Annotated in this window: 17 protein-coding genes and 1 pseudogene; 10 read left to right on the top strand and 8 right to left on the bottom strand. The window is 67.5% G+C overall.

Annotated features, from left to right (window positions below; translation table 11 throughout):
- Nucleotides 1-78: 78 nt before the first annotated feature.
- Together Sa4125_RS18630 and Sa4125_RS18625 are read left to right on the top strand one after the other, a co-directional pair.
- On the top strand, nucleotides 79-1,623 hold the full coding sequence (locus Sa4125_RS18630) for an iron ABC transporter permease (RefSeq protein ID WP_224007982.1): 1,545 nt from the start codon (nucleotides 79-81) through the stop codon (nucleotides 1,621-1,623).
- On the top strand, nucleotides 1,620-2,717 hold the full coding sequence (locus Sa4125_RS18625; RefSeq protein ID WP_224000340.1) for an ABC transporter ATP-binding protein: 1,098 nt from the start codon (nucleotides 1,620-1,622) through the stop codon (nucleotides 2,715-2,717). Before Sa4125_RS18630 ends, Sa4125_RS18625 begins: the two co-directional genes overlap by 4 nt.
- A gap of 140 nt (nucleotides 2,718-2,857) precedes the next feature.
- Here Sa4125_RS18625 and nagA read toward each other — a convergent pair whose 3' ends face one another.
- The 4 genes from nagA to Sa4125_RS18605 are packed head-to-tail and all read right to left on the bottom strand — an operon-like array spanning nucleotide 2,858 to nucleotide 6,665.
- On the bottom strand, nucleotides 2,858-4,003 hold the full coding sequence (gene nagA, locus Sa4125_RS18620) for an N-acetylglucosamine-6-phosphate deacetylase (protein ID WP_345944295.1): 1,146 nt from the start codon (nucleotides 4,001-4,003) through the stop codon (nucleotides 2,858-2,860).
- A complete protein-coding gene (locus tag Sa4125_RS18615; protein ID WP_224000338.1) occupies nucleotides 4,003-5,034 on the bottom strand; it encodes an SIS domain-containing protein in 1,032 nt (343 codons plus the stop codon). The genes nagA and Sa4125_RS18615 overlap by 1 nt, the downstream gene beginning before the upstream one ends.
- 9 nt (nucleotides 5,035-5,043) lie before the next feature.
- Nucleotides 5,044-5,787 (bottom strand): GntR family transcriptional regulator, encoded by a 744-nt coding sequence (locus Sa4125_RS18610; protein WP_224000336.1) that lies wholly within the window; start codon nucleotides 5,785-5,787, stop codon nucleotides 5,044-5,046.
- Nucleotides 5,784-6,665: a BadF/BadG/BcrA/BcrD ATPase family protein gene (locus tag Sa4125_RS18605; RefSeq protein ID WP_224000334.1), complete on the bottom strand. Its 882-nt coding sequence runs from the start codon at nucleotides 6,663-6,665 to the stop codon at nucleotides 5,784-5,786. Before Sa4125_RS18605 ends, Sa4125_RS18610 begins: the two co-directional genes overlap by 4 nt.
- A gap of 301 nt (nucleotides 6,666-6,966) precedes the next feature.
- On the opposite strand from Sa4125_RS18605, the gene Sa4125_RS18600 reads away from it, so the two are divergent.
- The 8 genes and pseudogenes from Sa4125_RS18600 to Sa4125_RS18565 all read left to right on the top strand — a co-directional run bounded on the left by Sa4125_RS18600 (nucleotide 6,967) and on the right by Sa4125_RS18565 (nucleotide 14,013).
- Nucleotides 6,967-7,884 (top strand): N-acetylmuramic acid 6-phosphate etherase, encoded by a 918-nt coding sequence (locus tag Sa4125_RS18600; protein WP_224000332.1) that lies wholly within the window; start codon nucleotides 6,967-6,969, stop codon nucleotides 7,882-7,884.
- Nucleotides 7,885-8,013: 129 nt separating this feature from the next.
- A pseudogene (locus tag Sa4125_RS18595) lies at nucleotides 8,014-9,192 on the top strand (ABC transporter substrate-binding protein); the annotation flags it as partial.
- 249 nt (nucleotides 9,193-9,441) lie between these two features.
- Complete coding sequence (locus tag Sa4125_RS18590) at nucleotides 9,442-10,368, top strand: sugar ABC transporter permease (RefSeq protein ID WP_224000330.1); 927 nt, start codon at nucleotides 9,442-9,444, stop codon at nucleotides 10,366-10,368.
- Between the two features lie 10 nt (nucleotides 10,369-10,378).
- On the top strand, nucleotides 10,379-11,218 hold the full coding sequence (locus tag Sa4125_RS18585) for a carbohydrate ABC transporter permease (protein WP_224000328.1): 840 nt from the start codon (nucleotides 10,379-10,381) through the stop codon (nucleotides 11,216-11,218).
- Between the two features lie 27 nt (nucleotides 11,219-11,245).
- On the top strand, nucleotides 11,246-11,536 hold the full coding sequence (locus tag Sa4125_RS18580) for a nucleotidyltransferase domain-containing protein (protein ID WP_224000326.1): 291 nt from the start codon (nucleotides 11,246-11,248) through the stop codon (nucleotides 11,534-11,536).
- A 2-nt stretch (nucleotides 11,537-11,538) separates the two neighbouring features.
- Nucleotides 11,539-11,910 carry a HepT-like ribonuclease domain-containing protein gene (locus Sa4125_RS18575; protein ID WP_224000324.1) on the top strand — a complete coding sequence of 124 codons (372 nt, stop codon included), beginning with the start codon at nucleotides 11,539-11,541 and terminating at the stop codon, nucleotides 11,908-11,910.
- Nucleotides 11,907-12,968 (top strand): Gfo/Idh/MocA family oxidoreductase, encoded by a 1,062-nt coding sequence (locus Sa4125_RS18570; RefSeq protein ID WP_224000322.1) that lies wholly within the window; start codon nucleotides 11,907-11,909, stop codon nucleotides 12,966-12,968. Before Sa4125_RS18575 ends, Sa4125_RS18570 begins: the two co-directional genes overlap by 4 nt.
- Before the next feature lie 43 nt (nucleotides 12,969-13,011).
- Entirely contained in the window at nucleotides 13,012-14,013 is a 1,002-nt protein-coding gene (locus Sa4125_RS18565) for an ABC transporter ATP-binding protein (protein WP_224000320.1), read from the top strand.
- Nucleotides 14,014-14,038: 25 nt separating this feature from the next.
- Here Sa4125_RS18565 and Sa4125_RS18560 read toward each other — a convergent pair whose 3' ends face one another.
- The 4 genes from Sa4125_RS18560 to Sa4125_RS18545 form a co-directional block, all read right to left on the bottom strand.
- The gene (locus tag Sa4125_RS18560; protein ID WP_224000311.1) at nucleotides 14,039-15,265 is read right to left on the bottom strand and encodes a nucleotide disphospho-sugar-binding domain-containing protein; all 1,227 of its coding nucleotides are present in this window, start codon (nucleotides 15,263-15,265) and stop codon (nucleotides 14,039-14,041) included.
- A gap of 141 nt (nucleotides 15,266-15,406) precedes the next feature.
- Nucleotides 15,407-16,414, bottom strand: coding sequence for a Gfo/Idh/MocA family oxidoreductase (locus tag Sa4125_RS18555; protein WP_224000309.1), 1,008 nt, complete (start codon nucleotides 16,412-16,414; stop codon nucleotides 15,407-15,409).
- Nucleotides 16,415-16,495: 81 nt separating this feature from the next.
- Nucleotides 16,496-17,209 carry a cell wall hydrolase gene (locus Sa4125_RS18550; RefSeq protein WP_224007971.1) on the bottom strand — a complete coding sequence of 238 codons (714 nt, stop codon included), beginning with the start codon at nucleotides 17,207-17,209 and terminating at the stop codon, nucleotides 16,496-16,498.
- Nucleotides 17,210-17,547: 338 nt separating this feature from the next.
- Nucleotides 17,548-18,201 (bottom strand): hypothetical protein, encoded by a 654-nt coding sequence (locus Sa4125_RS18545; RefSeq protein ID WP_224000307.1) that lies wholly within the window; start codon nucleotides 18,199-18,201, stop codon nucleotides 17,548-17,550.
- Between the last annotated feature and the right edge of the window lie 36 nt (nucleotides 18,202-18,237).

The raw sequence follows: 18,237 nt of genomic DNA, 5'->3' as shown, positions 1-18,237 counted from the left end.
CGCGGGGTGCACTCTGCCGGAAGATCCATGACGTCGATCGCCCATCCTCTCTCCGGTGACCGCCGCACCGTGACGCGCATGCCGCCCCCGAAATTGCGGCGGTTGCAGGCGGCTGGCCTGCCGCTGCAGGCGGTGGCGATCGCGGTGTCGCTGCTGGCGCTGGTGCCGCTCGGCTTCGTCGCCGTGGTCGCGGTGCAGAGCGGTTGGGAAACGGTGGCGGCGCTGGTGTTCCGGGCACGCGTCGGCGAACTTCTGGTCAACACGGCGCTCCTCGAGCTCTTTACCCTGCCGCCGGCGATCTGCCTTGCTCTCGCCCTCGCCTGGCTGACCGAGCGCACCGATCTTCCGGGCGGGCGGCTGTGGACCTGGCTGGCGATAACGCCGCTGGCCGTTCCCGCCTTCGTCCACAGCTATGCCTGGATCAGCGTCGCGCCGGGCATGCACGGTCTCGGGGCGGCGGTCCTTGTCTCGATCCTCGCCTATTTCCCCTTTCTCTTCCTGCCGATCGCCGGCCAGCTGCGGCGTCTCGATCCGGCGCTGGAGGATGCGGCCGCGGCCCTCGGGCAGACGCCCTGGCAGGTCTTCTTCCGCGTCGTCGTGCCGCAACTGCGTCTGGCGATCGCCGGCGGCTCGCTTCTCGTCGGCATCCATCTCCTGGCCGAGTACGGCCTCTATGTGATGATCCGCTTCGACACCTTCACCACCGCCATCGTCGACCAATTCCAGTCGGCCTTCAACGGGCCGGCGGCGAACATGATGGCGGGAGTGCTGCTGCTGTCCTGCCTTGCCCTCATCGCGCTGGAACGCCTGGCGCGCGGCAGCGAACGCTATGCCCGCGTCGGCTCTGGCGCGCCGCGCCGGCGTCCGCGCCAGGCTCTCGGGCGGGCCACCGTGCCGGCGCTCGCTTTGCACGGCATCGTCGCCGCGCTGTCGCTGGGCGTTCCCGTCTATACCCTCGCACGCTGGCTCGGGCTTGGCGGCGCCGGAGTTTGGCTGACGGGCGAGGTCGCCGAGGCCCTCGCCACCACGCTCGCCCTCGGCTTCGGCGGCGCGCTTCTGACGACGCTGCTCGTCGTCCCGATGGCCTGGCTGTCGGTGCGGGCGCCGAGCCGCCTGCAGCGCCTCCTCGAGGCCTGCCATTACTACGTCGGCTCGCTGCCAGGTGTCGTCGTGGCGCTGGCGCTGGTGACGATCACCGTCCGCATCGCTTTGCCACTCTACCAGACGACGGCAACGCTTCTGGCCGCCTATCTCCTGATGTTCCTGCCACGGGCACTTGTCGGCCTGCGGGCGAGCATCGCCCAGGCGCCGGTCGAACTCGAGCAGGCGGCGATGGCGCTTGGCCGTTCGCCGCTCGCCGCGATCTGGCAGGTGACGCTGCGCCTGGCAGCGCCCGGTGCCGCGGCAAGCTTTGCGCTCGTCGCCCTCGGCATCACCACCGAACTGACCGCCACCCTGATGCTCTCGCCGAACGGCACGACGACGCTGGCGACGCAGTTCTGGTCCAAGACCAGCGAGATCGACTATGTCGCCGCCGCGCCCTACGCCGCCCTGATGGTGCTGTCCTCGCTGCCGCTGACGCTGCTCCTGCAGGCGCAAATGAAAAGGAGCGGCCGGGCATGAGCTTCCTGCGCCTTGAATCGGTCTCGAAGCGTTTCGGCACCGTGACCGCGCTCGACGCGGTCGATCTCGACATCCCCGCGGGAACGCGGACGGCGATCGTCGGCCCCTCCGGCTCGGGCAAGAGCACGCTCCTCAACCTCGTCGCCGGGTTCGAGGCACCCGATTCCGGCCGCATTCTTCTCGACGGGGTCTGCCTTGCCGATGGCGAGCGCGTCGTGCCGGCGTATCAGCGCGCGATCGGCGTCGTCTCGCAGGACGGCGCGCTGTTTCCCCACCTCGATGTCGAACACAATATCGGCTTCGGCCTGCCACGGCGGGCGGCGGACCGGAAGGCGGTGATCGACGGGCTGATGGAACTCGTCGAGCTCGACCGGTCGATGCTCGGACGGCGGCCGCACCAGTTGTCCGGCGGCCAGCAGCAGCGCGTGGCGCTGGCCCGCGCGCTGGCGCGCCGGCCGCGGCTGATGCTGCTCGACGAGCCCTTCTCGGCACTCGACGCCGGCCTGCGCGAATCGATGCGCACGGCGGTCGTCGCCGTCCTCCAGAAGGCCGGTGTCGCCTCGCTCCTGGTGACGCACGACCAGGCCGAGGCGCTGTCCTTTGCCGATCAGGTGGCGGTGCTGCGGGATGGACGTCTCGTTCAGTACGGCCAGCCGCGCGCCCTCTATTTCGCGCCGACCGACGCGGTCACCGCCAGCTTTCTTGGCGACGCGATCATCATGCCGGCAACGCTCGTCGACGGCTGGGCGACCTGTCCGATGGGGCGGGTGCGCGTCGATTCCGGCAGCCGTCGCGGCACGGCCGAAATCATGCTGCGGCCCGAGCAGATCCGCCTCAGCCCGCTGGCCGAGGCGGGCGCGTCCGCCGATCGGGCAAAGCCCTGCCACGCGCGCATCGAATCGGTCGCCTTCGGCGGTTCGCTCTGCACGGTCTCGCTGGTGCTGGTCGACCCGCACGGCCCGGTCGCGCATGGCGCCCAGGCGTTTCGCGTGAAAGTGCTGAGCCTTCAGGCGCCGCTCCCCGGAGCGGAGGTGGCGCTGCATCTCGACGGTGTCGCGCATCTTTTCGGCACAGGTCCGGCTTCGGCGGCCTGACGATCGATGTCTGCGCGCTGCGGCAAGGCCTGTCAGGTTTTGCGGTGAATCGGAATAGCTTCCGCGGGCTTGGCGGCTCTCCGGGTGGCGCTGTCTTGCAGGCCGATGCTCATGCCGTCATCGCGCTACGACTTGCCGCGTTATCCCACGAAAACGCCGCCGATCCAGACACCCGCCACGTCACGCGCGTCGTCGAGATGCACGATGTCGGCGCGAAAACCGTCGGCCAGCCGGCCGCGATCGGCATCTACGCCGAGATATTGTGCGGGATAGAGCGAGGCCATGCGCAGCGCCTCGTCGAGGTCGACGCCGACGGTGTCCGCGAGATAGCGCACCGCGCCGATCATCGAGAGGTCCGAGCCGGCGAGCGTGCCGTCCTCGAGAGTGAGCCTTCCGTCGCGCCGCTCGACGCGGCGGCCGCCGAGATGGAAGACGTCGTCGTCGACGCCGACCGTCGGCATCGCGTCGGTGATCGCCATCAGTCTTCCCGGACCGGTCTTGGCACGCAGCGCTAGCGCAATGGCGGCGGGATGGACGTGATGGCCGTCGGCGATGATCCCGCACCACACGTCGCCATTGGCCAGTGTCGCGCCGACGAGGCCGGGCGTCCGGTGGCCGAACTGGCTCATCGCGTTGAAGAGGTGGGTGACGCCGCCGGCGCCGGCGGCAAAAGCGGCATTGGCCGTGTCGAAGTCGGCTTCGGTATGGCCCAGCGAGACGTGGATGCCGGCGGCGGTCAGACGGCCGATCCGAGCAGCCGTTACGCTTTCCGGCGCGACGGTGAGGAGGAGGGGGCGCACGGTTGTGGCGAGAAGAGCCTGCAGGTCTTCCTCGGTCATCGAGCGAATCAGCGAGGGATCATGCGCGCCCTTGCGCGCCTGCGACAGGAAGGGACCCTCGACATGCACGCCGAGGCAGCCGCGCACGCCCGCGTCGACGGCACGGGTCGCGGCCGCGATCGCGGCGAAGGTCACGTCGGGGCGGTCGGTGATCACCGTCGGCAGCAGGGCGGTCGAGCCGAAGCGGGCATGCGCGGCACAGATCGCCGCGATGCCGTCCACCGTCGGTGCATCGTTGAAGAGGACGCCGCCGCCGCCATTGACCTGGATGTCGATGAAGCCCGGCGCGAGCAACCCGCCGCCAAGCTCCACGCGGTCGATGCCGGCGGGGAGCTTGCCTTCCGGAACGAGCACTGCGATCCGCTCGCCGGCAATGACGAGGGCGTGGGCGGAGCGCCTGATCTCACCATCGAAGATGTCGGCGCCGACAAGGGCGAAGCGCTCCATCAGATGGTCTCCGTCACCTTGGAGAGGCCGCGCGGCACGTCCGGGTCGAGCTCCCTGGCGCGCGCCACCTCCTCGATGAAGCCGTAGAAGGAGACGAGCATGGTCAGGGGAGCGGTCAGGGGATGGCCGGTCGCGACCGTCGGCAGGCGCCTGCCGGTAACGCCCTCGCCGGCGACGAAGAGATGCGCGCCCTTGGCCTCGAGCCTTGCGCCGAGATCGACGAGGCTGGCATGGGCGGCATCGTCCGGCGCGAAGACGAAGACCGGAAAGCCGCCATCGACGAGGGAGACCGGCCCGTGCAGCAGTTCGGCGCCGGAATAGGCCTCGGCATGGATCAGCGAGGTCTCCTTGAACTTCAGCGCGGCCTCGGCGGCAATGGCATGGCCGACGCCGCGACCCAGCGTATAGAGCGATCCGGCGTCGCGCGCGGCCTCGATCGCCGGCGACCAGTCCTGCAGCAGCGCCTCCTCAATCTGGTCGGGCAGGCGTTCGAGGGCGCCCCGGAGAGCGGTGTCGCCTGTCCAGGCGGCGAGAACGCCGAGCGAGGCGGCGACCGAGACGAGGAAGGATTTCGTCGCGGCGACGCTGTGCTCGAGGCCGGCCGCCAGCGGAACGACGTGATCGGCGGCAGCTTCCAGCGGTGAGCCCGGCACGTTGACGAGGGCGAGCGTCCGGGCGCCGCCGAGCCGGGCGGCGGTCAGCATGGAGACGATGTCGGGGCTGCGGCCGGACTGCGAGATGGCGAGTGCCGCTGCACCCGCAAGCTTGAGCCTCGCGCCATAAATCGACACGACCGAGGGGCCGAGCGAGGCCACGGGCACGCCGGTGGAGATTTCGGCGGCGTATTTGAAGTAGGCGGCGGCATGATCCGAAGAGCCGCGGGCGATGGTGACGACGACAGGCGGCGAGACTTGGCGCAGGGCCATTCCAGCAGCCTCCATGGCCTCGCCCGAAGTCGACAGGAGCCGGCGCAGCGCCTCGGGCGTCTCATTGATCTCGCGGCGCATGAAGCTCTTGGCGGCAGGGGGCATCTCGACCTTTCAGATCGTGAGTTCGGCGACGAAATCGTAGGCATCGCCGCGATAGAGCGAACGGGTGAACTCGACCGCCCTGTCCGTGGCGTCAAAGCACAGACGCAGGATAGCAAAAGCCGCGGCGCCGGGCTCCAGTCCGAGCAGAGCGGCATCTTCCGGTCCGAGATTGGCCGCGGTCATGCGCTGCAAGGCCCGGACCGGGCGATGGCCGACGGCCTGCATGGCTGCATAGAGCGAGGGGCCGACGGCATCGGTATCGGGGATGATCGACGCCGGAACCACGGCCCGCTCGATCGCCATCGGACGGCTGTTGGCGAAACGCAGCCGGAACAGCCGCGTCACCTGCTCCCCCGGCGACAGGCGCAACTGCATGGCTTCGTCCGGATTGACCGTGCCGACCGAGCGCTCCAGCCAGCGCGAGTCGGTGAAGGAGCCGCGGCTTTCCATGTCCTCGGTAAAGGACTTGAGATGCGACAGTCCCATCTGCACGCGGGTCGCGGCCTCCGCGATGAAATTGCCGGAACCGTGGCGCTGGCGCACGACGCCGTCGGCGACCAGCGCCTGGATCGCCTTGCGGACCGTCACCCGGGAGACGCCGATGCCGGTGGCGATGTCGCGCTCGGCCGGCAGCGCCTCGTTCGGACGCAGGCGGCCATCGGCGACGGCGCGACGAATGCCGTCCTGAAGCTGGCGATACAGCGGCCCGCCGAGGTCGGGGGGGAGAAACCCGTGGTCGAAGACGACGCTCACCGCTCTGCCGCATCGACCAAAGTGGCGGCCAGCGCCAGCGCCCCGTCCAGCGCATCGCCCTTGGCCTCGGCAATGTGGGGCATCAGGGTGTCCGGCAGGTGGGACCGGTAGCGCGCGGCAAGCCCGCCGAGGAGGACGACCGACGGGGCGCCGAGCGCCAGAAGCCGCGTCAGGGCCGCAACGATATGGAAGACGCCCTCACGGACGATGGCGATCGCCACGGGGTCGCCGGCGTCGGCGTTGTCCATGACGAGTGGCGCGAACCCGCCGAAATCGACGGGACGGGCCTCGCCGCCGAACTCGACCAGCCGCGCCGCATCGCCATCGAAGCGGTCCAGCACCAGCCGCGTCAGGTCGCTGGCCGGTCCGATGCCGTCATGGGCGAGGAGGGCTGCGACGAGTGCGGCACGGCCGAGATAGCCGCCGCCGCCCTGGTCCGACAGGGCAAAACCCCAGCCGCCGATCGACGCAAAGGTGGCGCCAGAACGGCGGACATAGGCGGTTCCGGTTCCGAGGATCGCGATGGCGCCATCCTGGTCGGCATGGGCGCCGCGGCAGGCGACGACGGCATCGGTCTCGATCGCCCGCGCCGCGAAGGGCAGTTCCCGGCGGCCCAGTTCGGCGGCGAGCGAAGGAATGTTGGCGCCGGCCAGTCCAAGACCGACATGGCAGCGCGCGAGGTCGTCCTCGCCATGGCCGCCTTGCTCCAGCGCGGCCCGCGTCACCGCCAGGATATTGACCAGCGCGAGATCGAGATCGCTGAAGATGTTCGCCGAACCGCCTTCGGCCTCGCCGATCGGCGTGCCATCGGCCAGACGAGCCCGCGCCCGGCAACGACTGCCGCCGCCATCGACGCCGATCAGAATGGGTTGCTGCATGATACCTCCGAGGTACCAAAGTAATACCAAAAGGCGGCAGCGACGCAATGCTTAAAATCGAACCGTGGGTCAATTGCCTCGAATTCCAAATATTGGCAATCATTCAGCTGCAAAAACAGGCAATTGTGGATGTTGCAGTGCGAAAGAGCAAAAAGTTAACGTCGACGGCTGGACGAATGGCATCAAGTTGGTAACATCTCTGGAGATAAGCCCTGCTGCCAATCGGAGATCCAGCCTTGTTCCTGCCGAGCCGTCCTGCCGCCGAAGGAACGCGTGTCTCGTCCGTGACGGTGTCGCGCCGATGACCTTGCGCGCGACCGAGCAGCGCCACCCGGCGGTCGCGGACATCGAGGCCTGGGACGACGGCCGGGTCCTGGCCGAACTCCTCAAGGCGCAGGCTCGGGCCGTCGCCGCCGTCGAGGCGGCCGTTCCAGCGCTTGCATCGGCAGCCGCCCTGGCGGTGAAAAGCCTCGATCGGGGCGGTCGACTGATCTATCTGGGCGCCGGCAGCCCGGCACTCATCGCCCTCGGCGACGCCCTCGAGATTCCCCAGACCTATGGCGAGCCGGCCGAGCGCTTCCTGACCATACTCGCTGGCGCACCCGGAATTACCGAGAGCCTCGTCGGCGGGCCGGAAGATGACGGCGGCCAGGCCGAGGCCGATGTCGCGGCTGCCGGCGTCGGCGGGGCCGACTGCGTCGTCGCCCTCTCTGCCAGCGGCTCGACCCCCTATACGCTGGCCGGGCTCGCGGCTGCCAAGGCGGCGGGCGCGGCGACCGTTGCCATCGCCAACAATCCGGGCGTGCCGCTCCTCGACATCGCCGATGTCGCTATAATTCTCGATACCGGGCCCGAGATCATTGCGGGCTCCACCCGCATGGGCGCGGGCACGGCACAGAAAGTGGCGCTCAACATGCTGTCGACGCTCGTCGCCCTGCGTCTTGGTCATATCCATGGCGGCCACATGATCAATCTGCGTGCCGACAATGCCAAGCTGCGGCAGCGCGCGCTGCGCATCGTCGTCGATCTCAGCGGCGCCGACGAGCACGTTGCGGCGCGCGCTCTGGAGGCTGCCGGTGGCGAGGTGAAGCCGGCCGTGCTGCTCGCCTCGGGCGAGCGCGGCATCGATGCCGCGCGGTCCCGCCTCCTGCGCCATTCCGGCCGCCTTGACCGGGCGGTCGGTGAACTTGCCGCTTTGACGGCCACCGTCGGCCCATGACGTCGCCTCTCGCTTTCTGACCCCGCATCGATGGAGAAGCCTGTGACCCTTTCGACCAAACGCCTCCTTCTGACGACCGCCGCCGTCGCGGCTCTTTCGGCAGCGGCGCTGCCCTCGCAGGCCCAGACGACGTTGACCATCGAGAGTTGGCGCAACGACGATCTGGCGGTGTGGCAGGAGAAGATCATCCCGGTCTTCGAGGCGGCCCATCCCGACATCAAGGTGGTGTTCTCGCCATCGGCGCCGACGGAGTACAACTCCGCCCTTTCGGCCAAGCTCGACGCCGGGTCGGGCGGCGATCTCATCGCCTGCCGCCCGTTCGACGCGTCGCTCGCCTTGTTCGAGAAGGGTCAGCTCGCCGACCTCACGGCGCTGCCGGGCATGGAGAATTTCGGCGAGGTTGCCAAGACGGCCTGGTCGACCGACGATGGCGCAAAGGTCTTCTGCGTGCCGATGGCCTCGGTTCTCCACGGCTTCATGTACAACAAGAAGGCGTTCGCCGATCTCGGCCTGGAAGTGCCGGAGACCGAGGACGAGTTCTTCGCCGTCCTCGACAAGATCAAGGCCGACGGCACCTATATCCCGCTTGCCATGGGCACCAAGGATCAGTGGGAAGCCGCGACCATGGGCTACCAGAATATCGGGCCGAACTACTGGAAGGGCGAGGATGGCCGCAAGGCGCTGATCGCCGGCACCCAGAAGCTCACCGACGCGGACTGGGTGAAACCCTTCGAGACATTGGCGAAGTGGGCCGACTACATGGGCGACGGCTATCAGGCCCAGACCTATCCCGACAGCCAGAACCTCTTCACCCTCGGCCGCGCCGCGATCTACCCGACAGGCTCCTGGGAAATCTCGCCGTTCAAGCCGCAGGTCGACTTCGAGATGGGCGCCTTCAAGCCGCCGGTGCCGAAGGCCGGCGACACCTGCTACATCTCCGATCACCCGGACATCGCCATGGGCCTCAACGCCAAGAGCCCGAACCAGGACGCGGCGAAGACCTTCCTGTCCTGGGTGGCCTCGCCGGAATTCGCCACGATCTACGCCAACGAGGCGCCGGGCTTCTTCCCGCTGATCGACGCCAAGGTCGAGCTGACGGACCCGCTGGCGCAGGAATTCGTCAAGTGGCGCTCGGAATGCACGCCCACGATCCGCTCGACCTACCAGATCCTGTCGCGCGGCACGCCCAATCTCGAAAACGAGACCTGGGCGGAATCGGCGAACGTCATGAACAAGACCGAGACCCCTGCCGAGGCCGCCGCCAAGCTGCAGAAGGGCCTCGACAGCTGGTACACGCCGGCGAAGTAAGGCTGCGCCAAAAGGCTTGGCGCCATTCTTCTCCCCGCTGGGGAGAAGGTGGACGGCGCGAAGCGACGGCCGGAAGAGGGGCTGCACCGCTAGAAGGATAAATCTCCCACGGCGTTCCCCTCATCCCCTGCCGGACCTTCTCCCCAAAGGGGAGAAGAATGCTCTTCGTCCCTCTGCAGCTTATAGTTGACGGCAGAGCCGATTGAGGTGATCGGACCGCTGCGGACAGCAAATCGAAGAAAGCCATCCATGAGCGACATCGCCCCGCGCAAGTCGAGACGCTGGCACATCCTCGTCTTCCTCGCCCCGGCGATCCTGGTCTACACCGTGATCATGATCGTGCCGCTGGTCGAGACGCTCTGGACCGCGCTGGAGGGCGTCGTCGACGGCCAGATCCGCTTCGTCGGCCTCGACAATTTCCGCGTCCTCTTCGGCGATCCGCGCTGGTCGCAGAGTTTCTGGAACGCGCTCGGCAACAATTTCTATTTCTTCGCCATCCATATGCTGGTCCAGAACCCGATCGGCATCGCACTGGCGGCGCTTCTGTCGATCCCGAAACTGCGGGGTGTCGCGGTCTACCGCACGGTGATTTTTCTGCCGACGATCCTCTCCTTCGTCATCGTCGGCTTCATCTGGAAACTGATCCTGTCGCCGCTCTGGGGCGTGGCGCCGGGGCTGCTCGGCGCCGTCGGGCTGAAGGGCCTGTTTGCGCCCTATCTCGGTCTCGAGGCCTATGCGCTGACCACCGTCTCGCTGGTCTCGGTCTGGCAGTATGTCGGCATTCCCATGATGCTGGTCTATGCCGCGCTCCTGACCATTCCCGACGAGATCATCGAGGCGGCGGAATGCGACGGGATCACCGGCTTCCGGCAGTTCTGGCAGATCCGCCTGCCCCTGATCCTGCCGACGATCGGCCTCGTCACCATCCTGACCTTCGTCGCCAACTTCAACGCCTTCGACCTGATCTATTCGATGCAAGGGGCGCTGGCCGGGCCGGACGGGGCGACCGACATTCTCGGCACCTTCCTCTACCGCACCTTCTTCGGCTTCCAGCTGCAGCAGGGCGATCGACATATGGGCGCGGCAATCGCGACCGGCATGTTCACCATCATCCTGCTCGGCGTCTCGCTGTATATCTTCGTCATCCAGCGGCGCATCCGCCGCTACCAGATGTAAGGGGCGAGACATGGCCAACACACGGCATGGCGGCTTTCGCATCGGCCTCGTCCACCTTGCCCTCGTCGTCTATTCGCTGATCGCGGTTCTGCCCGTCGTCCTGGTGGTGATGAACTCGTTCAAGACGCGCCGGGCGATCTTCGGCAGCCCGCTGGCACCGCCGACGGCCGAGACCTTCAATCTCGGCGGCTACGGCACGGTGATGGCGCAGGGCAATTTCCTGCTCTATTTCCAGAACAGCCTTGTCGTCACCGTGGTGTCGATCTTCTTCGTCATCCTGTTCGGCGCCATGGCGGCCTTCGCTCTGTCGGAATACCGCTTTCGCGGCAACGCCTTCACCGGCCTGTTCCTGGCGCTCGGGATCATGATCCCGATCCGCCTCGGAACGGTCGCGATCCTCGAAATGATGGTCGCCTCCAACCTCGTCAACACGCTGACGGCGCTCATCCTCGTCTACATCGCGCAGGGCCTGCCGCTCGCCGTCTTCATCCTGTCGGAGTTCATGCGCCAGGTCTCGGACGATCTGAAGAATGCCGGACGCATCGACGGCATGTCGGAATACAAGGTGTTCTTCGTCCTGGTTCTGCCCCTGGTGCGCCCGGCGATGGCGACGGTCGCGGTGTTCACCATGATCCCGATCTGGAACGATCTCTGGTTCCCGCTGATCCTGGCGCCGGGCGAATCCACCAAGACCGTGACGCTCGGCGCGCAGCAGTTCCTCGGCCAGTATCTCACCAACTGGGAGGCCGTGCTCTCGGCGCTGTCGCTCGCCATCCTGCCGGTGCTGGTGCTCTACCTCCTGTTCTCGCGTAATCTTATCCGCGGTATCACGTCGGGAGCGGTGAAGTGAGGCGGCCGGCGCGATGAGGAGGAAAGCATGAGGCCTTCCGACATCCTGGCGGCGAAGCGCGACGAGGTGCTGGCGGTGATCGCTCGATCGCCCTTCGATAACCCACGACTGTTCGGCTCGGTGGCGCGCGGCGAGGATGGTGATGGAAGCGACCTCGATATTCTCGTCGATGCACCGAAGGATGTCTCTCTTTTCGATCTGGTCGGATTGGAACTGCAATTGGGAGATTTGCTTGGCATCCGCGTCGATCTCTTCACCCTGGACTCTCTGAAGAAGGACATCCGTCCGAACGTCCTTCGCGACCAGCGGCCACTTTAGCTGTGCCACATCGGAGAGATCCCAAGGCTTGGCTCGAAGACATCATCGCGTGGGGGAATTTTGTTGCCGACCATATTGCCGACAAAACTCCCCAAACCTTCGCCGCTAACGTGCAAACTCAGCATGCGGTCATGAAATGCATCGAGGTCATCGGTGAGGCGTCCGGGCAAGTGATGAAACTGGTGCCGGATTATCCATCCGTCTTCCCCGACCTTGATCTGCGTACGGCTTACGCGATGCGCAACAAGCTGAGCCACGGATACTTTGAAATCGCGGTTGACCGGCTTTGGTCGGCGGCCACCATCTCGGTGCCGCAGATTGTCGTCGGTGCCGAGGCGGCACTCGCTCGCATCGCTGATAGGGATGACCTTTGACCAATCATTCTGATACCCTTCGCGTCTTCGTCGCCGGGCTCGGCCAGATGGGGCTCAGCCATGCGCTCTCCTATCACGCCAACCCGGGCTTCGAGATCGTCGGCCTCTACAACCGCTCGCCCGTCGACCTGCCGCCGGCGCTTTCCGGCTATCCCCGGCTCGGCAGCTACGAGGAGGGGCTGGCCCTCAATCCAGACCTCGTCGCCATATCGACCTATACCGACAGCCATGCCGACTACGCCGTGGCGGCGATGCAGGCCGGCGCGCATGTCTTCGTCGAAAAGCCGTTGGCCGCCACGGTGGAGGAAGCGCGGCGCGTGACCGACTGCGCCGCGCGGACGGGCAGGAAGCTCGTCATCGGCTACATCCTGCGCCACCACCCGTCCTGGGTGCTGTTCATCGAGACGGCGCGGGCGCTGGGCGGGCCCTATGTCATGCGTCTCAACCTCAACCAGCAGTCTTCGGGCGCGGCCTGGGAGATCCACAAGCGGCTGATGGAGACGACGTCGCCGCTCGTCGACTGCGGGGTCCACTATGTCGACGTCATGTGCCAGATCACCGATGCGAGGCCGGTCGAGGTGCGCGGCATGGGCCTTCGCCTGTCCGACGAGATCGCCGAGACGCAGGTGAACTATGGCCATCTCCAGGTCATCTTCGATGACGGCTCGGTCGGCTGGTACGAGGCCGGCTGGGGTCCGATGATGTCGGAGACGGCCTTTTTCGTGAAGGACGTGATCAGTCCCAAGGGCGCTGTGTCGATCATCATGGACGAGGGGGCCGCGTCGAGCGACGTCGATACGCACACCAGGACGGCGCGCATCCGCGTGCACCATGCCGAGCGCGGTCCGGACGGCGCCTTCGCCCGCGGCGACGACTGGTTGTCGACCGCGGACGAGCCGGGCCACCAGGCGCTCTGCGACCGCGAGCAGGCCTTCGTGCACCAGGCGATCCTTGAGAACATGGATCTCGCCCGCCACAACGAGGACGCGGTGCGCTCGCTGGAAATCGTTCTGGCCGCCGAGACCAGCATGCGCGAAAACCGCAGCGTGCGCCTGTGACGGCGAAGCGTTGCGGCACGGCGAAACGGACGGGGAAACCGACATGAAATCCTTGCGGCTCAGCCGGATCGTCAAGAGCTTCGGCACCGTCGAGGTGCTGAAGGGAATCGATCTCGAGGTCGAGACCGGGGAGTTCGTCGTCTTCGTCGGGCCGTCCGGCTGCGGCAAGTCGACCCTTTTGCGCGTCATCGCCGGACTGGAGGATCAGACGTCCGGCACCGTCGAGATCGCCGGCGTCCCGGTCGACGCGGTGCCGCCGGCCAAGCGCGGCATCGCCATGGTGTTCCAGTCCTACGCGCTCTATCCCCATCTCACGGCCGCCGGCAACATGGCGTTGGCCTTGAAGCAGGAGGGCGTCGCGAAGGCCGAGCGCGAGGCGCGGGTGGCAAAGGCGGCCGGCCTTCTCGACCTGACGCCACTCCTGAAGCGCCGGCCGGCTGAACTCTCCGGCGGGCAGCGCCAGCGCGTCGCCATCGGCCGCGCCATCGTGCGCGACCCCAAGCTCTTTCTGTTCGACGAACCCCTGTCCAATCTCGATGCGGCGCTCCGGGTCAACACCCGCCTGGAGATCGCGCGGCTGCACCGGGCGCTGGGCGCGACCATGGTCTATGTCACCCACGACCAGACAGAGGCGATGACGCTCGCCGACAAGATCGTCGTCCTCAATGCCGGGAGGGTCGAGCAGGTCGGCCATCCGATCGAGCTCTATAACAGCCCGCGCAATCTCTTCGTCGCCGGTTTCATCGGCTCGCCGCAGATGAACTTTCTCAAAGGTCCGTTCGCCGCCCGCGAGGGGGCGGAGACGATCGGCATCCGGCCGGAGCATCTCGCCCTGGGTGGCGAGGGGGCGCGCTGGTCGGGAACCGTTCGCCATGTCGAGCACCTCGGTTCCGACACCTATCTCTACGTCACGCTCGGCGAGGCGGCGGAACTGACGGTGCGGCTCGCCGGGCAGAGCCGCGTCGCGATCGGCGAGACGGTCGGCCTCTCGCCCCAGGGCGGGCCGGTGCATCGTTTTGCGCCCGATGGCATGGCCCTCGCCTGAGCCGGCGCATTTTGCCCCGCTGTGGTCAGGCCGTTGCTTCCTCGACGAGCCGCGCGGCCAGCGTCGCGCCGCCGGCCTTTGCGATTTCCCGGCCGAGCCAGGCGGCCCGCGCCGTCGCTTCCGGTCTCTCGATCAGCGGCCGCAGGGCGCTCTCCAGCGTGGCGGGCGTCAGTCCGCGGCGCGGCAGCATCCGGCCGACGCCGTGATGGACGACGCGGGCGCCAATGCCCGGCTGGTCGAAGGCGATGGGGATGACGAGAAGCGGCACGGCTGCCTGCAGGGCATCCAGCACGGTGTTCATGCCGCCATGGGTCATACAGGCGTCGGCCCTCGCCAGGACCGCCGCCTGCGGCGCGAAATCGGTGACGAAGTCGGCGCCGATGCATGCGGCCTGCGCCGCGCTCAGGCCGCCGCAATGGGCGACGAGCAGTTGCGCGCCCATCCGCCGGCAGGCGCTGGCGACCACCTTGAAGATGTCCAGGCGGTGTCCCTGCAGCGTGCCGAGGGAGGCAAAGACGAAAGGGCGTTTGGGGTCGATGTCGAACGGCAGGCTCGCCTCCGGCGCGGCCTTCCGGATCGGCCCGACGGCGTGGAAATGGGGATGCGGCGGGCGCGGGAAATCCAGTCCCGCCGGGCATTGCGACAGCTGCAGGATCGGCGAGACGCAATCCTCCATCGTCGTGCGCCGGCCGAGATCGAAGCGCGCTGCCCAGGCTTCGATCGTCCGGCGCTGGCGCCGGAGCAGGAAGGCCGCGACCTTTTCCCCGGCACGGTTGCGCTTCAGGCCGGCGGGGGAGGGGTCGTAGGGCCAGCCGAGAAAGGGCAGGGGCACGCCGGGCGCGGCGTTCACCGGCAGCGCGCAGGCGACGGAAACGAGGGGAAGGCCGAGATGCGCGGCAAGAAGCCCCGCGGCCGGCTCCATCTGGTCGCCGATGATCGCCTCCGCCCCGATCGCCTTCAACAGCGCCGGCCCGTCGCGGCAGAGCGCAGCGGTGAGGCCTGCGGTATCGGCGACCGTCCGCAGGATGCCGAGCGGCCCGTTCGGCTGGGCCGCGCGCTTGATGATCCGGTCGAGATCGCCGCCGGGGCCCGTCGTGACGACGCCCGGACCGCCCGTTGCCACAAGCCGCTCACCGCCGGCATTGAGAACGAAGGTCGCGCGATGTCCGCGCGCCGCCAACGCCTCGGCCAGAGCCTCGAAGACCCTGACATGGCTGTAGAAGGGCGGGCAGATCAGGGCGTAATGCGCCATGTCGGACGAACTCCCCGCAAAGGCTTGCGGCTCAAGGCCCGCGTTCTGCGCTAGCCCATACGGCAGGCCTATGCCATCGGCCCGCACGTTTTGGACGAAGGCGATGCCCGCGTCTGAGACCTGCCGGCCTTTAGCGCAAGGTCAGATCGTTTCCCAGCCGCCGCTCCGTCCCGAGCGATACAGCGCGTCGATGGCGCGCATGTTCAGCACCGCGTCCTCGATCGGAAATTCCGGCTGCTCCTCGCCCCGGAAGATGCGAACGGCTGCGGCGGTCTGAAGCGTGTATTGGTCGCAGGCCGCGATCGTCTCCGTCCGGATGCCGCTGCCGTCGATGGCGCCGGTCAGATCGACCACGACCGCCGTCGTTTCACCCTGCGGTGCGTTCAGCGACACCGGCACCTCGATCCGGCCGCGGCTGCCGAGGATCTGCGTGCGCTGGAAGGGCACAAGCTGGGTCGAGGTGGCAAAGCTCAGCTGCCGTCCGTCGCCGAAGTCGAGGATCGCGCCGGTCAGCCGGTCGGTCTCCAGCACCGGGTCCCGGTCGACCAGGGCGACGGCACGGAGCGGCTCGCTGCCGAAGACGAAACGCGACAGGAGCACCGCGTAACAGCCGACGTCATAGAGCGCGCCGCCACCGATGTCGGCCTTGTTGCGAACGTTGTTCGGGTCGACATTGTAGTAGCTGAGTGTCGTCTGCATCAGCGCGACGTCGCCGATCTCGCCGCTGGCGGCGATCTCGCGCACACGCAGCCATTGCGGATGCTGGCGGACCATGAAGGCCTCGAGCACCTGCCTGCCGCTTTTTTCGCGCGCCGCCACGAGCTGGGCGGCCTCGTCCGCATCAAGGGCGATCGGCTTCTCGCAAAGGACATGCTTGCCGGCGGCGAGCGCCTTCAGCGACCAGGGCACGTGCAGGTGGTTTGGCAGCGGGATGTAGACCGCCTCAATCTCGGGATCTTCGAGGAGCGCCTCGTAGCTTCCGTACGAAGTCGCAAGCCCGAAATGCTCGGATGCGGCCGCCGCCTTGGTGGCATCGCGCGAGGCGAAGCCGCGCACCGTGCTCGATGCATCCTTCAGCATGCCGGGGACGACCTTCTGGATCGCGATATTGGCCGCGCCCATGATGCCCCAGACGAGTTTTTCCGCCATGTCACTTCCCTCCCAGGATCGCCCCGGAAACGGGGCATGAGGGGTTTAGCGGCAAGCGTCGCGGGCGTCGAGCCCGGAGCCTCAGCCGCCGCTGCGGATCACGTCCTCGATGTTCATGGGATCGAGCAGGACAGGGCTGACGCGCACGCGCGCTGCCGCCGGCGCGCTGCGATGCACCGGTGCAGGCTCAACCACCGGATCGGGGGCAAGCGTCACCCGCCCGAACACCGGCTGCGATCCCGGCTCCGGGATGACCGCCGGCTCGAACACCAGGTCTGCCGGCGCTTCGGACGAAGGGCGGATCTCCTGCCGGACGGCCTGGCGCTGCGGCGGATCGTAGGGCAGGCGCCCGGCGCGTCCGGCCGCCTCTCGCCGCGCCACGTCGGCCTGCGACGACGTGGCGTCCTTGCGCTTTTCGTAGAAGGCGTTGCCCCCGGCGATCGTCACATAGTGCATGTTGGAATAGGGATAGGAGTAGCCGGCGGTGTGGAAGAACATGGCGCGGCCGACCGCGGGATGCTTGCCGCCCTTCAGCACCAGCTTGGCGGTCTTGGCGGCGAGAGCCCGGCCGGCACCCATCGGCTTCGACAGGACGCCCGGCGCAAACTGCTTCTTTTGCCCGACGACGCCGCAGACGGTCTTCGGGTATTTTCCCGACTTCATCCGGTTCATCACCACCGTGCCGACGGCGAGCATGCCCGCTTCGCTCGAGCGGTTCGACTCGAAATACATCACCCGTGTCATGCATTCCTCGGCGCTCATCATCGTCGGCTGGCGGGCACAGGAGGCCAGCATGCCGAGCGGCGGGAGGAGGAGAAGGAACAGCGCGAGCTTGCGGCAGGGAACGATGGGCATGGGCTTCCAGGGCCACGAAAAGGGAAGCCGCATAATACGCGTCAGGGACTTAAGAGATGGTGAGCGGCAGAGCGGGCTTCGCGTGCCCGCCGGCGGGACAAGCCCGCTGCAGCCTGTGAGTCCCACCGCAAGCCATCGCCGCCCGCTCCCGCGCTGGTCATGAGGGTCGTCTTCCGCCCGCCGTTCGACCGGCGACAGAGGGGCATTCAGGGCCGCGGAGGCATATGACTTACGGAGGTCTCCCCGATCCCCGCGACCGGATCGGATGCGGGGCGGGGCTACCGTTGTTCAGGCGAACGGCGGGCCGGGACCGCCGGCACAGCCTCCGGTGGAGGCAGATCCTGCCGGGTATGATGGAGGAACCACAGGCTGAAGGCGGCGAGGTAGAGATAGGCAGCCAGTTCCAGCGATTCCTCCAATTCGATCTGAACGACATGCTCGGCGAACTCGGCCCCGGCGAGAATGGCCATGACGACGAAGGACGGCCAGACCCAGCGGAGCGCCGTGGGATGGAGAACCTTGCGCCAATCCAGCGGTCGCCACAGCAGAGCCAGCACGCAGAGGACGGCGCATGCGATGACGACCGTGTTCTTGCCGCCCGCTGTGAGGCATAGGCCCCCGTCGTAGAAGGCGCTGCCGCAGCGCGGTATCTCGCGCGTCGTCGCCGTCACGATCGCGCCGAACGAACCGACGCAGAAGAGCGCACGCGCACCGCTCGACTTCAGAAAGGTGGCTGCGAAGAGCACCGCGGTCACGGCGAGGCAGATCGCCTGCACGTATTCGATCGCGCCATTTTCAGTGAAGAAGGACCGTATCTGCTCCGTGCCGGCGGCAAAAGTGCCGAACAGCAACGCCAGAGCGGCGATGACGATGCCGCCGATGATCCAAGGGAAGGGGCGAGGTGTCGGCGTTCCGACCAAGGATGTCCGCATGACCGGTGATCGCGCCGGGTCATGCGCTAATTCATT

The organism is Aureimonas sp. SA4125 (assembly GCF_019973775.1).
Taxonomy (GTDB): domain Bacteria; phylum Pseudomonadota; class Alphaproteobacteria; order Rhizobiales; family Rhizobiaceae; genus Plantimonas.
This window is presented reverse-complemented; position numbering and strand designations above follow the sequence as displayed.

Bases quoted from the DNA above. Each gene is read 5' to 3' on its own strand.
- Sa4125_RS18560 (WP_224000311.1), bottom strand. From the start codon at position 15,265: ATGGCGCATTACGCCCTGATCTGCCCGCCCTTCTACAGCCATGTCAGG.
- Sa4125_RS18615 (WP_224000338.1), bottom strand. From the start codon at position 5,034: ATGCCCCCTGCCGCCAAGAGCTTCATGCGCCGCGAGATCAATGAGACG.
- Sa4125_RS18590 (WP_224000330.1), top strand. From the start codon at position 9,442: ATGAGCGACATCGCCCCGCGCAAGTCGAGACGCTGGCACATCCTCGTC.
- Sa4125_RS18565 (WP_224000320.1), top strand. From the start codon at position 13,012: ATGAAATCCTTGCGGCTCAGCCGGATCGTCAAGAGCTTCGGCACCGTC.
- Sa4125_RS18605 (WP_224000334.1), bottom strand. From the start codon at position 6,665: ATGCAGCAACCCATTCTGATCGGCGTCGATGGCGGCGGCAGTCGTTGC.
- Sa4125_RS18545 (WP_224000307.1), bottom strand. From the start codon at position 18,201: ATGCGGACATCCTTGGTCGGAACGCCGACACCTCGCCCCTTCCCTTGG.
- Sa4125_RS18600 (WP_224000332.1), top strand. From the start codon at position 6,967: ATGACCTTGCGCGCGACCGAGCAGCGCCACCCGGCGGTCGCGGACATC.
- Sa4125_RS18550 (WP_224007971.1), bottom strand. From the start codon at position 17,209: ATGCTGGCCTCCTGTGCCCGCCAGCCGACGATGATGAGCGCCGAGGAA.
- nagA (WP_345944295.1), bottom strand. From the start codon at position 4,003: ATGGAGCGCTTCGCCCTTGTCGGCGCCGACATCTTCGATGGTGAGATC.
- Sa4125_RS18585 (WP_224000328.1), top strand. From the start codon at position 10,379: ATGGCCAACACACGGCATGGCGGCTTTCGCATCGGCCTCGTCCACCTT.
- Sa4125_RS18630 (WP_224007982.1), top strand. From the start codon at position 79: ATGCCGCCCCCGAAATTGCGGCGGTTGCAGGCGGCTGGCCTGCCGCTG.
- Sa4125_RS18625 (WP_224000340.1), top strand. From the start codon at position 1,620: ATGAGCTTCCTGCGCCTTGAATCGGTCTCGAAGCGTTTCGGCACCGTG.
- Sa4125_RS18580 (WP_224000326.1), top strand. From the start codon at position 11,246: ATGAGGCCTTCCGACATCCTGGCGGCGAAGCGCGACGAGGTGCTGGCG.
- Sa4125_RS18555 (WP_224000309.1), bottom strand. From the start codon at position 16,414: ATGGCGGAAAAACTCGTCTGGGGCATCATGGGCGCGGCCAATATCGCG.